This window comes from Thalassotalea insulae (assembly GCF_030161395.1).
Lineage (GTDB): Bacteria > Pseudomonadota > Gammaproteobacteria > Enterobacterales > Alteromonadaceae > Thalassotalea_E > Thalassotalea_E insulae.
Genome location: NZ_BSST01000001.1, coordinates 3,309,011 through 3,323,743 on the forward strand (window position 1 = coordinate 3,309,011; position 14,733 = coordinate 3,323,743).

At 41.0% G+C, this 14,733-nt stretch carries 14 protein-coding genes and 3 tRNA genes; 9 read left to right on the forward strand and 8 right to left on the reverse strand.

Annotation, left to right across the window (positions count from 1 at the left end; genetic code table 11):
- The first annotated feature begins 153 nt into the window (after positions 1-153).
- From QQK06_RS14955 to QQK06_RS14995, 9 genes are all read left to right on the forward strand, one after another.
- Complete coding sequence (locus QQK06_RS14955; RefSeq protein ID WP_284245558.1) at positions 154-603, forward strand: regulatory protein RecX; 450 nt, start codon at positions 154-156, stop codon at positions 601-603.
- A gap of 56 nt (positions 604-659) precedes the next feature.
- The gene (gene alaS / locus QQK06_RS14960; RefSeq protein WP_284245559.1) at positions 660-3,284 is read left to right on the forward strand and encodes an alanine--tRNA ligase; all 2,625 of its coding nucleotides are present in this window, start codon (positions 660-662) and stop codon (positions 3,282-3,284) included.
- A gap of 411 nt (positions 3,285-3,695) precedes the next feature.
- Entirely contained in the window at positions 3,696-3,893 is a 198-nt protein-coding gene (gene csrA, locus QQK06_RS14965; RefSeq protein WP_284245560.1) for a carbon storage regulator CsrA, read from the forward strand.
- Positions 3,894-4,090: 197 nt separating this feature from the next.
- Positions 4,091-4,182 (forward strand) — tRNA-Ser (locus QQK06_RS14970).
- An 84-nt stretch (positions 4,183-4,266) separates the two neighbouring features.
- Positions 4,267-4,343 (forward strand) — tRNA-Arg (locus tag QQK06_RS14975).
- 70 nt (positions 4,344-4,413) lie between these two features.
- Positions 4,414-4,490 (forward strand) — tRNA-Arg (locus QQK06_RS14980).
- A 617-nt stretch (positions 4,491-5,107) separates the two neighbouring features.
- Complete coding sequence (locus QQK06_RS14985) at positions 5,108-5,377, forward strand: OadG family protein (RefSeq protein WP_284245561.1); 270 nt, start codon at positions 5,108-5,110, stop codon at positions 5,375-5,377.
- 15 nt (positions 5,378-5,392) lie between these two features.
- Entirely contained in the window at positions 5,393-7,159 is a 1,767-nt protein-coding gene (gene oadA / locus QQK06_RS14990) for a sodium-extruding oxaloacetate decarboxylase subunit alpha (RefSeq protein ID WP_284245562.1), read from the forward strand.
- 8 nt (positions 7,160-7,167) lie between these two features.
- A complete protein-coding gene (locus QQK06_RS14995) occupies positions 7,168-8,298 on the forward strand; it encodes a sodium ion-translocating decarboxylase subunit beta (protein WP_284245563.1) in 1,131 nt (376 codons plus the stop codon).
- Positions 8,299-8,355: 57 nt separating this feature from the next.
- On the opposite strand, the gene QQK06_RS15000 is transcribed toward QQK06_RS14995, so the two are convergent.
- The 8 genes from QQK06_RS15000 to napF all read right to left on the reverse strand — a co-directional run bounded on the left by QQK06_RS15000 (position 8,356) and on the right by napF (position 14,706).
- Positions 8,356-9,102, reverse strand: coding sequence for a type 2 periplasmic-binding domain-containing protein (locus QQK06_RS15000; protein ID WP_284245564.1), 747 nt, complete (start codon positions 9,100-9,102; stop codon positions 8,356-8,358).
- A gap of 85 nt (positions 9,103-9,187) precedes the next feature.
- Positions 9,188-9,841 (reverse strand): pyridoxamine 5'-phosphate oxidase, encoded by a 654-nt coding sequence (pdxH, locus tag QQK06_RS15005; RefSeq protein ID WP_284245565.1) that lies wholly within the window; start codon positions 9,839-9,841, stop codon positions 9,188-9,190.
- Between the two features lie 106 nt (positions 9,842-9,947).
- Positions 9,948-10,121, reverse strand: coding sequence for a PA3496 family putative envelope integrity protein (locus QQK06_RS15010; protein ID WP_284245566.1), 174 nt, complete (start codon positions 10,119-10,121; stop codon positions 9,948-9,950).
- A gap of 177 nt (positions 10,122-10,298) precedes the next feature.
- Entirely contained in the window at positions 10,299-10,889 is a 591-nt protein-coding gene (locus tag QQK06_RS15015) for a cytochrome c3 family protein (RefSeq protein WP_284245567.1), read from the reverse strand.
- 9 nt (positions 10,890-10,898) lie between these two features.
- Complete coding sequence (locus QQK06_RS15020) at positions 10,899-11,372, reverse strand: nitrate reductase cytochrome c-type subunit (protein ID WP_284245568.1); 474 nt, start codon at positions 11,370-11,372, stop codon at positions 10,899-10,901.
- Positions 11,373-11,382: 10 nt separating this feature from the next.
- Positions 11,383-13,881 carry a nitrate reductase catalytic subunit NapA gene (gene napA / locus QQK06_RS15025; protein ID WP_284245569.1) on the reverse strand — a complete coding sequence of 833 codons (2,499 nt, stop codon included), beginning with the start codon at positions 13,879-13,881 and terminating at the stop codon, positions 11,383-11,385.
- Positions 13,878-14,180, reverse strand: a complete 303-nt coding sequence (locus QQK06_RS15030) for a chaperone NapD (RefSeq protein WP_284245570.1) — start codon at positions 14,178-14,180, stop codon at positions 13,878-13,880. The genes napA and QQK06_RS15030 overlap by 4 nt, the downstream gene beginning before the upstream one ends.
- Complete coding sequence (napF, locus tag QQK06_RS15035) at positions 14,173-14,706, reverse strand: ferredoxin-type protein NapF (RefSeq protein WP_284245572.1); 534 nt, start codon at positions 14,704-14,706, stop codon at positions 14,173-14,175. The genes QQK06_RS15030 and napF overlap by 8 nt, the downstream gene beginning before the upstream one ends.
- Positions 14,707-14,733 lie beyond the last annotated feature (27 nt).

Consider the following 14,733-nt stretch of genomic DNA (forward strand, 5'->3'; position numbering starts at 1 on the left):
GCATATCGGGTAGCATTTTATAATATTTTGCGTGATTCTTTCGCTAATGTAAAAACTTATCATATTTTAATCATCATTTAAGACTTTTTCTTCTGCAAAAGGTAGAATAGTTACACTAATTTGCGTTATCTTGCTGGGGCTGGACGAGAAAGATTGAATAAAACGATATTACATACTGCTATTGACTTGTTATCACGACGAGAACACTCAGTAAAAGAAATCGTCAATAAATTACGACAGCGTGCGTATGCGCAAGAAGAAATAGAGCAAGTTATCGAATATTTGCTAAGTAATAATTATTTATGTGAGCAAAGGTTTGCTGAAAGCGTATTTCGTAGCCGGATCAACAAAGGCTATGGTAAGCGCTATATTGAAAATGAGCTCAAGCAAAAAGGACTGGCATCTGCACTCATCTCAGAAACAGAAGAGCATGCAGCTATAGACTGGTATGAACTTGCCCAGCAGAGTTATCATAAAAAGTTTGGTAGCTCAGCAATTAAAGATGAGAAAGACAAGGCGAAACGCATTCGATTTTTACAATACCGCGGTTTTTCAACAGATGAAATTTTTGCGGCGATTAATATGGATGAGTACTTAGATTAAGTGTTGTTCATTACAGAATAGATTATAGATTTAACAGAAATAATTTGGATATTCCCATGATAAAAACCAGTGCTGATTTGAGACAGGCATTTTTAGATTTTTACGCGTCTAAGCAACATCAGGTTGTTAGCAGTAGTTCACTCGTTCCAGGTAATGATGCCACCTTATTATTTACCAATGCCGGTATGGTGCAATTTAAAGATGTATTTCTTGGCGCTGAGCAACGCAGTTATACCCGAGCGGTATCATCACAGCGTTGTGTTCGTGCCGGTGGTAAACATAATGATTTAGAGAATGTCGGCTATACTGCTCGTCATCATACCTTCTTTGAAATGTTAGGTAATTTTAGCTTTGGTGATTATTTCAAAGAAGATGCTATCAAATATGCTTGGGAGTTTTTAACTGACGTACTGCAATTACCGAAAGAAAAGCTGCTAGTCACCATTTATGAAACTGATGATGAAGCGTTCGATATCTGGGCTAAGCAGATAGGTGTGCCGGCTGAAAAAATCATCCGTATCGGTGATAAAACTGCCGGTAAAAAGTATGAGTCTGATAATTTCTGGTCGATGGGTGATACTGGACCTTGCGGCCCTTGTAGTGAAATATTTTACGATCATGGTGAACATATTTGGGGCGGTCCTCCAGGCTCTCCTGAAGAAGATGGTGATCGCTTTATTGAAATCTGGAATTTAGTATTTATGCAGTTTAACCGTCATCAAGACGGTACTATGGAACCATTACCTAAGCCTTCAGTTGATACAGGTATGGGCTTAGAGCGTATTTCTGCAATTATGCAAAATGTCCATAGCAACTATGAAATTGATATTTTCCAGAATTTGATCAAAGCGACGGCACAATTATTACATTGTAATGATCTTGAGCATAAGTCGTTGCGGGTGATTGCCGATCATATTCGTTCTTGTAGTTTCTTAATTGTTGATGGTGTGATGCCATCAAACGAAGGTCGTGGGTATGTTTTACGTCGTATTATTCGTCGCGCAATTCGTCACGGTCATAAATTAGAAGCAAAGGGGCATTTCTTTCATAAATTGGTGGCACCGTTAATTGAACAAATGGGACAAGCTTATCCTGAACTGGCGCAGCAACAAGCAGTAATAGAAAAAATATTACGCATTGAAGAAGAGCAGTTTGGCCGTACTTTAGATCGCGGCATGATGTTATTGGAAGATATTTTATCGAACCTTAATGGCGATACAGTCAGTGGTGAAGATGTTTTTAAACTCTATGATACTTATGGTTTTCCAGCCGATTTAACTGCTGATATAGCACGCGAACGTCAATTAAAGATAGATCAAAATGGCTTTGATGTTGCAATGGGCTTACAGCGAGAACGTGCGCAGCAAGCTAGTCAGTTTGGCACCAACTACAATGAACAATTAAAAACTGATAAGCACACTAATTTTAAAGGCTACACTAACCATAATTTTTCTGCGACTGTGGTAGAGCTGTTTAATAGCGAAGGTTCAGTCAAGGTGTTAAAAGAGGGAGAGCAAGGTGTTGTGATCCTTGATAACACGCCATTTTATGCGGAATCTGGCGGCCAGGTAGGTGATAGCGGTTTTATTGTTACTGAACATGGCGTATTTGAAGTTGTAGATACGATAAAAGTAGGTAACGCCTTTGTTCATAAAGGCACAGCTAAAACTGATATTCAATTGAATGCTAGAGTGAAAGCGGAAATAGACATTGCGCGTCGAACTGCGATTACTAAAAATCACAGTGCTACTCACCTATTACATGCAGCGTTAAGAAAAGTCTTAGGTGAGCATGTTACCCAGAAAGGCTCGTTATGTGATGCTGAAAAATTACGTTTTGACTTTTCTCATTTTGAGGGGGTGACCGCAGCTGAATTAGCGGAAGTTGAAAATTTAGTCAATCAGGAAATCAGACGCAACCATGCTCGCGAAACGCAATTAATGCAAATTGATGAAGCTAAAGCAAAAGGGGCTATGGCTTTGTTTGGTGAGAAGTACGACGATGAAGTTCGTGTTGTGACTTTAGGCGATTTTTCTACTGAGTTGTGTGGTGGTGTTCATGTTGATCGCACCGGTGATATAGGCTTAGTTAAAATTGTTTCTGAATCAGGTATTGCTGCTGGTGTACGCCGTATCGAGGCTGTTTCTGGTGAAGGGGCGTTAGCCTTTGTTGATAATCAGACAGAGACTCTTGCGAAAATTGCCAGTTTAGTCAAATCGGATGTTACTAATGCGGTAGAAAAAGTTGAGCAATTACTTGCTAAGAATAAGCAACTTGAAAAAGAAGCGGCACAATTAAAACAGCAGTTGGCGGCACAAGCTGGCTCAGACCTGATCAGTCAGGCGACTGAAATTAATGGCGTTAAAGCCTTAATTGCAGAGCTTGATGGTGTTGCGTCAAAAGACTTACGCGGTATGGTTGATGAGTTAAAAGTTAAATTGGGTTCCGGTATTATTATGCTGGCGACAGCAAATGACGGTAAGGTTGGTTTAATTGCCGGGGTAACGAAAGATCTAACTGGTCAAGTGAAAGCTGGAGAGTTAGTGAATATGGTTGCTCAGCAAGTCGGTGGTAAAGGCGGTGGCCGCCCCGATATGGCACAGGCGGGTGGTAGCCAGCCAGAAAGCATTGCGACGGCCTTAGCAAGCGTAGAAGGCTGGTTAAGTGATAAATTGAGCTGATCTTAATTTTTATATCATAAGTTTGTAAAGGGAAGCTCGATTGAGTTTCCTTTTTTTTGTGATCAATTAACTGAGGGGGGTTGCCCTCGTTTTAAATGTAAATAAAAGGTTAATATTGTTTTAGGTAAAGATTGATTTTCTGATTTATCGTAACAAAATGGTAATTTTCTGTGTATCACACGTAGAAGCTTGCTAAAATATCAGCAATTGGTAGGTAAAATGATCGAATAGGCAAATTTACTAGCTTTTTGCTTTTTTTGATTATTTTACTTAAGCTGTTGTTTGAGTAAGTAGTTATTTTTTCATAAATATTTACACAAATAGCTGTGCTAAATGCCAATTCTAGACTAAATTTATTACTAGCTTATTAATATTTAGTGGACCCGTAGTTAAAAATAAAGGAAATTTGGAATGTTAATACTAACACGTCGAGTTGGAGAAACCTTGATGATCGGTGACGATGTCACGGTAACAGTTTTAGGTGTAAAGGGAAATCAGGTTCGTATAGGTGTGAATGCACCTAAAGAAGTTTCTGTCCATCGTGAAGAAATTTATATGCGAATTCAGTCTGAAAAAGGTGACGGTGAACCTTCGGGCAATAATTTCTAAAATTAAGCACTCAAACAAAAAGTCGGCCTAAGCCGACTTTTTTGTATATTACACTTTTGCATTTCTAGACACTTGCTATATTTTTAGCAAAAAAATGGCTGATTTATCGCCGTGTTGACTGAAATCTCAGCAAACAAAAATAAAAGCTAAAAAATCGTTTGACATATTTTTTTTATCCATTAATATTCGCACCCACTGGTGAGCTGGCCGAGTGGCTGAAGGCGCTCCCCTGCTAAGGGAGTATCGGCGTTAAACCCGATCGAGAGTTCGAATCTCTCGCTCACCGCCATCCTTTTTACCAAGGATTAAAATATAGGTTACTACGAACGAGGTTCGTTATCTTCAGACTAAGATATAAAACATAGTTTATTGCGGACGCGTAGCTCAGCTGGATAGAGTACCTGGCTACGAACCAGGCGGTCGCAGGTTCGACTCCTGCCGCGTCCGCCACTTTTCTTCAAGTGGTAAAATAATGAAGAGCAGCTAATATTAAGGCTGATAAAAGAAGTTAATATACCGCGGACGCGTAGCTCAGCTGGATAGAGTACCTGGCTACGAACCAGGCGGTCGCAGGTTCGACTCCTGCCGCGTCCGCCACTTTTGTTAAAAAACCAGTCTTTTGACTGGTTTTTTTTCGTCTGAAATTTATGCTTTGATACGCTTCTTAATTTAGTGGCTACAAAACTAATCATATCAGTCGCAGGTTCGACGCCTGCCGCGTCCGCCACTTTTGTTAAAAAACCAGTCTCTTGACTGGTTTTTTTTCGTCTGAAATTTATGCTTTGACACGCTTCTTCAGTTAGTGGCTACAAAACTAATCATATCGGTCGCAGGTTCGACGCCTGCCGCGTCCGCCACTTTTGTTAAAAAAACGTCTTATTACTACTCTATTTTGCTTCAATCATAGTTACAGAGAGCGGCGGTAATGTCGGCAAGTATTCATATAGTATTCATGAAATATGATAAAAATTTTGTATACAAAATATGAAATTTAATCGCTAGCTACTAATAATATCGTAGATTTTATTGTATACAATATGTGGTTTTATAACTTTTTGCTGCATATTTATTAAAAAAAGTTGAATATAGACTGGTAAATGCTATGTGCTGCTATTGACTGAATATTATTTTTATGAAACAGCAAAATTTTATTTGATTTTTAGATATTGGAGTGATTATTCTAATTCTAATATTGAACAGATTGAGAACAGTAAATGGAGCACTTAACGCAGTTATTTATCGACGCCGGTATATTAATGCTAACAGGTATGGTGTTTGTTTTTGCTTTCTTGGGATTGCTGGTTATTTTTATTAATAATGTGCTGCTCAAGCTTGCGAATGCTTATCCTGATCCTATTATTCAATCTAAAAGGCCAGCTAGGGCCAATAATGCGAAGGTGAGCCAGCAAGGGGTATCACCGTCAATAGTGGCAGCAATCAGTTCTGCAGTCAGCCAATACCGCCAGCAACACAGAAAAAAATAACAGGAGCATTTCGTTATGTCATCACCTCTAGGTATTACAGAAGTTGTATTAAGAGATGGCCACCAATCTTTGTTAGCCACTCGACTTCGTTTAGAAGATATGTTGCCGATTGCCCCTGTGCTTGATCAAATTGGTTTCTGGTCAATTGAGTCATGGGGAGGCGCAACATTTGATTCCTGTATTCGTTACTTAGGAGAAGATCCATGGGAGCGTATTCGGGCATTAAAAAAAGCGATGCCAAACACTAAACAGCAAATGTTATTTCGTGGTCAGAACATTCTCGGTTATCGACACTATGCTGACGATGTGGTGGAGAAGTTTGTTGAGCGCGCGCATGTTAACGGGGTTGACGTTTTTCGTATTTTTGATGCGATGAATGATGTTCGTAATCTGCAAACTGCTATTAAAGCCGCAGTGAAAGTTGGGGCTCATGCTCAGGGTACTTTAAGTTATACCGAAAGTCCGGTACATACACTTGAAGGTTGGCTCACTATGGCGAAGCAGCTCGAAGATATGGGGGCGCATTCGTTATGTATTAAAGACATGTCGGGGCTGTTAAAACCTTATGATGCTGCTGAATTGATTGGGCGGTTAAAAGAAACGGTTTCGTTACCAATTGCATTACATTGCCATGCTACAACAGGTTTGAGTGTTGCGACTCATATGAAAGCAATTGATGCTGACATTGACGTCATCGATACGTCAATTTCGTCAATGAGCCAAACTTACGGGCATTCACCGACTGAAACCATAGTATCTATTGTTGAAGGTACTGAGCGTGATACTGGCTTGGATATGGAAAAGTTAGCTGAAGTTGCGGCGTATTTTCGTGATGTCAGGGAAAAATATGCAAAATTTGAAGGTAGCTTAAAGGGGATAGATGCTCGTATTTTATTAGCACAAGTGCCGGGTGGCATGCTAACGAATATGGAAAATCAGTTGCGAGAGCAAGGAGCATCAGACAAGTTTGATGATGTGTTAAAAGAAATCCCGCGTGTGCGTAAAGACTTAGGTAATATTCCTTTGGTGACGCCAACGTCACAAATTGTTGGGACACAAGCGGTGTTAAATGTACTGACTGGTGAACGTTATAAGTCGATTACTAAAGAGACAGCCGGTGTACTTAAAGGCGAGTATGGTGCGACTGCGTCAGCTGTGGATGCACAACTACAATCAAAAGTATTAGATGGTAAAGAAGCTATTACTTGTCGGCCAGCCGATTTAATTGCCCCAGAAATTGATGCCTTATCACAAGAGTTAGAAACCTTAGCGCAAGAAAAAGATATTCGATTAGCGGATGAGGTGATCGATGACGTATTAACTTATGCATTGTTCCCACAAATCGGATTAAAGTTTCTCGAAAATCGTGATAATCCAGATGCTTTTGAACCTGTTCCGACTAAAGAAGTTGCCGCTACGCCACCAGCAGCTAATCAGGCAGCGACGGAAAGTTATTCAGTCAGTGTGGACGGTAAAGTCTATGATGTGGTCGTTGGGCCAAGTGGCTCAGTTAGTTCTGTCACTTCAGCTGCTGATGCAGCGATCAAGCAAAGCGCTTCGGTGAGTGCGGAAGAAACATTAAATGCTCCATTAGCCGGTAATATTTTTAAAGTGCTAGTAACAGATGGTGATCAGGTAGCCGCCGGTGACGTGGTGATCATTATGGAAGCGATGAAAATGGAAACCGAAGTCAGAGCTGTAACTAGTGGCCAAATTGTCTCTGTCAATGTCAAAGAGGGCGACTCAGTTGCCGTTGGCGATACTTTACTAAGTCTGGCATAGGTGAGCTAATGGAGTCGTTAAATACTTTATGGATGTCTACAGGCTTGGCCAATTTTGAGCTAGGTCAGGTGATAATGATGTTAGTCGGCTGTTTATTACTGTTTTTAGCGATAGTTAAAGACTTTGAGCCTTTGTTATTAGTGCCGATGGGGTTTGGTGCTATCTTGACTAATATTCCTGTTGCGGGCTTCTCAGAAGCTGGAGGCTTACTTTACTATATTTACCATGCTGGCATAGAAACAGGCATCTTTCCGCTGATCATTTTTATGGGAGTTGGCGCGATGACTGATTTTGGTGCGTTAATTGCCAATCCTAAAACCTTATTTTTAGGAGCTGCTGCTCAGTTTGGTATTTTTTCTACCTTATTTGGTGCTATCGCATTAAATGCGATACCTGGAATAGAGTTTACTATGAAAGATGCATCGGCAATCGCTATTATTGGTGGTGCTGATGGTCCGACAGCGATCTTTTTAGCCTCTAAATTGGCGCCTGAATTGTTAGGGGCTATTGCGGTAGCTGCTTATTCTTATATGGCGTTAGTGCCAATTATTCAACCACCAATTATGAAAGCGTTCACCACAGAAGAAGAGCGTAAAATAGAAATGGCGCAATTACGTCATGTCACCAAGATTGAAAAAGTGGTTTTTCCGCTTGGTGTCTTGATGATGACGATTTTCTTCTTGCCAGCAGCAACGCCGTTAGTCGGCATGTTCTGTCTAGGTAACTTAATGCGTGAATGTGGTGTGGTCGATCGCTTAAGTGGTACTGCGCAGAATGAACTGATCAATATTACCACTATCTTTTTAGGCTTAGGTGTGGGTTCTAAACTTAGTGCTGACAAGTTTTTAAATATTGAAACACTCGGCATACTGGCTTTAGGTGCGGTGGCATTTTCAATTGGTACAGCATCCGGTGTGTTAATGGCTAAGTTAATGAATAAAGTCAGTAAAGAAAAAGTAAACCCGTTAATTGGTGCGGCTGGAGTATCCGCTGTACCAATGGCGGCGCGAGTAGCGAATAAAGTGGGCTTAGAAGCAAATCCGCATAACTTCTTATTAATGCATGCTATGGGGCCAAATGTTGCTGGTGTTTTGGGCTCAGCCGTTGCTGCCGGAATATTGTTAGCTCTTGTTGGCTAGCTGTATCAGGAAAAGTAACCTTTAGGCGTTACTTTTCCTCATTACTTTGCGGGGTAATCATTTTTTTGTTTGATGAGAACTATCTACTAGTCCGCTATCTGGTAGTCCATAATAGCGTGACAGCATAACGTGCTCAGTCATTAGCTGTGATGGAGATAGTAATTTATCTAACTGTTTTTTAAGCTTAAAACCGAGTTCATTTTTCTGTACCGCAATACTTGCTGGTAGGTTAATGATTTTCTGGTAGTAAATTCCCTGAGTCTGCAGTTGCTCTATTGTGGTCATCGTTGCGATGCGTTCAAAAATAATCGCTTTTATCCGACCTTTACTTAGCATTTTAACTAATTGTGGCAGGCTACTGACCTCGACAAATTTCTTCTGAGGTATGGTTAACGTTTGCGAGAAAAACTCAGCGTTACCAATTAAGGTACCAATGGTAAAGTCCTCAAATTGTGTGATTTCTTTTAACGAAGGTTGTAAAGAAAAGATATCTAACGTGGTATCAATCGACCAGTTTAGTTCTTGTGCATACTGGTAAAAGTCAGGCGTTTCCTGATGCTGAGGGGTTAAACCTATTAGCTGCAAGTTGCCTTTTTTTAATTCTTTTTTGGCTCGGGCATAGGTCATTAGCTGAAAGTTAAAGCTAAGCTCTGAGTTGAGTGCTATCTGGTTTAATGCCTCAATCAATACACCGGTTTTATCTTCGTTAATCAGTGGAGGAAAAGGCTCCAACCCAACATTAACTTGTTCAGCATTTGTCGTAATGCTGAACAATAATGATAAGAAAATGAATAAGAGCGACATAGTTACTACAGCTAACAAATTTATCTTACTTTAACATAGGGAGCAGATAACTTAAATTTTCGGTAAATGAGTACTATGCATGGCATTATGGATGCAATTTAAACTGCTGCCAGTTGTCCCCTTGTTTTTCAAAACAGACACGATCATGTAAACGACTGGCACGCCCTTGCCAGAACTCTATGTAATGAGGTTTGACCCGTAAGCCGCCCCAAAAATCAGGCAAAGGTACTTCTTGTCCTGCGAATTTTTTTTCAAAGTGGGCGACTCTATCTTTTAGTTCATTGCTGCCGCAGATTTTATTACTTTGCTTTGATGCCCAAGCGCCAATCTGGCTACCGCGATCCCGGCTATGGAAATACTGTGCGGATTGTTCAGTTGAAGTTTTCTCTATTGTGCCTTCGATGCGTACCTGACGTTGTAATACATTCCAGTGAAACAACAAGGCTACTTTATTATTGGCTGATAGCTCCTGATGTTTGCGACTGCCGTAGTTAGTGTAAAAAACAAAGCCTTGCTCATCAAAAGATTTCAATAACACCATGCGTGAGCTTGGTTGTCCATTGTGATCACTAGTGCTGACCGACATAGCTTCTGGTAACAAAATGCCAGATTTATTCGCATCGTCAAACCAGAGCTGAAATAATTCAAAAGGGGAGGTTGATTCGGAGATTGCTGGCAATGGTAAGGCTACTCCCTGACCAAAAGTGAACAAGCATCGAAGTTTTTCAAGTAATGTCATGTTGTTAGGGTATGGATAAAACAGAACTGTATTTTAACAGCTTACTGTTTTTTAGGAATAAAGATTACGGATGAAATGTAAAAAATTCACAACTTATTACTTATCTTTACCAATCGTCACTATCGTCGAGTAACTCTCGCAGGCGTTTTCTCTCTAACAAGTCATCGATTCGTTTGCGCACTTTAGCATCTTTTTGCTCGACTGTATCGATATCAATGTCTGCGTCGAGCTCATTGTCTATATCGCCGTCATTGAGAGCATCGCTATCATCATATGTCATATACTTAACCTGCTATCTATGAACAAGGTGGTTCATTTTGATACCTCATATATTGAAAAACATAGGCATAAATAAAGTATTTTTCAAATGAAAATTATCGGAAATATTTTATGAATTTAATAAAAAAGCCAGTGAGAACACTGGCTTTAAATTAATGTGGCGTTGGTGAACACTTAACTATTGCCAGCCTTCAATCCCTTTCATATCCGGTAACTGGTGAGCAATGCCTTTATGACAATCGATACAGGTTTTATCACCGCTTGCCAGCGAGGTTGAATGTTGATTTGCGGCTCTGGAACTTTGCGCGGTAAAGTCCATATAGTCGAAGTTATGGCAGTTACGACATTCTAATGAATCGTTTGCTTTTAAACGAGTCCACTCATTTTGTGCCAGTTGCTTACGATGTGCGAGAAATTTTTCCCGGGTATTAATGGTTCCGAAAATTTTCCCCCAAACTTCTTTTGATGCCTGCATTTTACGGGCAATTTTGTCGGTCCATTTATGAGGTACATGACAATCAGGGCAAGTGGCTCTGACGCCAGAGCGGTTGGAAAAATGTATGGTGGTTTTTAACTCTTCATAAACGTTATTTTCCATCTCATGACAACTAATACAAAACTCTTCTGTGTTGGTTGCTTCAAGCGCAGTGTTAAATCCGCCCCAGAAGATAACGCCGGCAATAAATCCACCGATAACTAAGAAACCTAAGCTGAAATAGGCACTTGGTTTTTTTAAGGTTTGCCAGCCTATTTTAATGATCTCTTTCATACGACTCTCCTAGTTCTTAGTAGCATGTTTAGCTTTCATCAGGCTATGCATATCAACGAAGTCATTTTCAACTAGTGTTTTAGCATCAGTTTGTGGGGCATGACACTGATTACAAAAGTAACGTCTTGGTGATATTTCTGCTAAAAAGTTACCGTCTCTATCCATGTAATGAGTGACACTGACCATAGGGGCTTGTGATTCCTCTGTACGGGTGCGGTTATGACACGACATACATTTGTTTGAGTTTAAATTAATCTCATAGTTACGTATCTTGTGTGGGATCACCGGTGGCTGCATAGGATAATTACGCGCCTGTTTGACGTCCTTATTAATTACTCTTGCAATCGTTGCCGGTTTATCTTGCTGATCCAAAGCTTGGCCTCGTAAAGTCGCAACATTAGTCTCAGCAGCAAACACAGCAGAAGAAAACAATGTCGCAATAACTAAGGTTTGGGTGAGTCTTTTCACGATATAGTTTTTCATATTAGTTCTCCTAAACCTTAACCACTTTAACTGCACATTTTTTATAGTCAGTTTCTTTTGATAACGGATCTGTTGCATCTAAGGTCAACTTGTTAACTAATCGGCTGGCATCAAACCAAGGCATAAATACTAGGCCTTTTGGTGGTTTATTTCTGCCACGTGTTTCTACCCGGGTTTGTAGTTCTCCGCGGCGTGAAACCAGTTTAACCAGATCGCCACGGCGCATGTCACGCTCTTTGGCGTCATCTGGATGCATATAAACCAGGGCATCAGGCATTGCTTTGTAGAGTTCTGGTACCCTTTGTGTCATAGAGCCTGAATGCCAGTGCTCTAACACCCGACCAGTTGATAACCACAGATCATATTTGTTATCCGGACTTTCTGCCGGTGGCTCATATGGCAGGGCGAAAATAATGGCGCGACCATCTTTTTTGCCGTAAAACTGAAAGTCTTTGCCTTTTTCGACATAAGGATCTGAACCTTCTTTAAAGCGCCATAAAGTTTCTTTACCTTCAACTACAGGCCAGCGTAAGCCACGTTCTTGATGATAGCGATCATAATCAGCCAGGTCATGGCCATGACCGCGACCAAAGCTGGCGTACTCTTCAAACAGGCCTTTTTGGATATAAAAACCAAAATGACGTGCTTCATCATTAAGTCTGTCTGTCGGTACTAGGTTGATAGAATATTTATCTACCTGCCCATTTTTATATAACACTTGATAAAGTGTTTTCCCTTTATAGCCAGGATTTTTATCTAACAATTCTTGCGGCCATACCTCTTCAATGCGAAAACGTTTTGAAAACTCAACCAGTTGCCATAAATCTGATTTTGCACCTGTGGGCGCTTCCACCATTTGATACCAGGCTTGAGTGCGGCGTTCAGCATTACCATAGGCGCCTTCTTTTTCTACCCACATTGCGGTTGGCAGGATCAGATCTGATGCTTGCGCGGTGACTGTTGGATAAGGGTCAGAGCAAACAATAAAGTTTTTCGGATTACGGTAACCTGGATAAGCTTCTTCATTGATATTCGCTGCGGCCTGCATATTGTTATTACATTGCACCCAATAAAAGTTTAATTCACCATCTTTTAATTTACGGTTTTGTAAGACCGCGTGGAAGCCAGGCTTTGGTGGAATAGTGCCGCGTGGGATTTTCCATAACTGCTCAGCTAAATCCCGGTGTTTTTTATTTTTTACTACCATATCTGCCGGTAAACGATGGGCAAATGTGCCGACTTCTCGTGCCGTACCACAAGCAGATGGTTGGCCGGTTAATGAAAATGGGCTATTACCCGGAGTTGAAATTTTACCGGTTAATAAGTGAATGTTATACACCAGATTATTGGCCCAGACGCCACGAGTATGCTGATTAAAACCCATAGTCCAAAATGAACAGACTTTTATTTTTGGGTCCGCGTATAATTCTGCTAATGCGTTGAGATTGTCAACCGGCACTCCTGATAGTTTAGATGTGTATTCCGCGGTATAGCTGCTGACAAATTTTGCATACTCTTTAAATGAAATTGGTGAAGAGCCGCCTCGGGTTTTACCGTTATTTTTTGCTCTTTGCTCCAGTGGGTGCTCCGGACGTAAACCATAGCCAATATCCGTATTACCTAGTCTGAAGTTAGTGTGTTTATTGACGAAGTCCTTATTAACTCGGTCAGTTTGAATAATGTAGTTGGCAATAAAGTTTAAAATCGCTAAATCGGTTTGTGGGGTAAAGATCATGCTGTTGTCAGCAAGATCACAGCTGCGATGCGTAAAGGTTGATAAGACCGCTACTTTGACATGGGGTGCACTTAAACGGCGATCGGTAATGCGAGTCCATAAGATCGGATGCATTTCCGCCATGTTAGAGCCCCAAAGCACCATGGCATCGGTTGCTTCAATATCATCGTAACAGCCCATAGGTTCATCGATACCGAAAGTGCGCATAAAACCACCTACGGCTGATGCCATACAATGACGGGCATTGGGGTCGATATTATTCGATCTAAAACCTGCTTTCATTAGTTTTGATGCGGCATAACCTTCCATGACGGTCCATTGACCTGAGCCAAACATACCGATAGCGGTCGGGCCTTTTTCTTTTAAGGTCTCTTTCGCTTTCTTTGCCATAATATCGAAAGCAGCATCCCAGGAAATAGGGGTAAAATCGCCATTTTTATCATATTGGCCGTCTTTCATTCTTAACAGCGGCGTGGTCAGTCGATCTTTGCCGTACATTATTTTCGACAGAAAATAGCCTTTAATACAGTTAAGCCCTTTGTTGACTGGTGATTTAATATCACCGTGAGTGGCAACTACTTTTCCGTCCATAACACCGACATTAACACTACAGCCGGTACCGCAGAAGCGACAGGGGGCTTTATCCCATTTTAGCTTAGTGATATCACTGCTGGTGATCAGGTTAGAGGCGGTTGCAGGAACCGATACTCCTGCTACTGCCGCTGCGGCTGCGACGGCATTTGCTTTGATAAATTCTCGGCGATTAATAGTCATATGTTCACCTCTTTGCTTTCTGCTGATTGTTCTTCTGTTAAAAATTGATGGTATACCGGTGACAAGCTGAATAACCCGATATGGTGTTTTAATTGATCGATTAACATTGCGATTTTTTTCTGGCTCGGTGCCTCGATAGTGAATACGATTTTTCCTTCATCGCTGATGGCATGTATTTCTGCACCTTCGCTGTTTTTAATATCTGCTGTTAGCTGCTTGATATACTGAGGTTGCGCGTGAGCAACAAAGCTGGCGACATGATATTCGTTAGCAGTTTCTGCATAGCGTTGTTCAGGCATAATTGACCTCTACTGTTTTTGGTGTAAGTTCAATAGCTTGTTGTGGGCAGGTACTGATACAGGCACCACATTGATTACAGGCGGATAAGTCCACTTCAGGAGCTGGGACACTGCGACGACTAAAATCAAAGGTGATGGCGTTAGTGTCACAAACATCCTGACAGCTTTGACAAAGAATGTTATTTTGCGCAAGGCATTGATTATCTATGGTAAGTTTTGCCAGCCAAGGAGACTGTTTGCCGTTATCTTGTTGCTGTTTGTCAATAAATAAGGGCTGCTGACAACTTACTTGACACTGACCACAGAAGGTACATTCATCCAGATTAAAATCTACGGTTGGAAAACCTGCTTCGTCTTTGATTAAGATTTTAGTTTCACAGGCTGCTAGGCAGTCACCACATTGGGTGCAATGTTCGGTAAAGTGTTGTTCGCTTTTGATCCAGGGTAAACGAAGTTTAGGCGCTGGCGGAGCCAGTTTACCTCTAAAGAGTCTGCGTCTACTAGGGTTTTCGAGCTGTTGGCTCATCTTTAATCCTTTTCAGTTTTAGTCCTT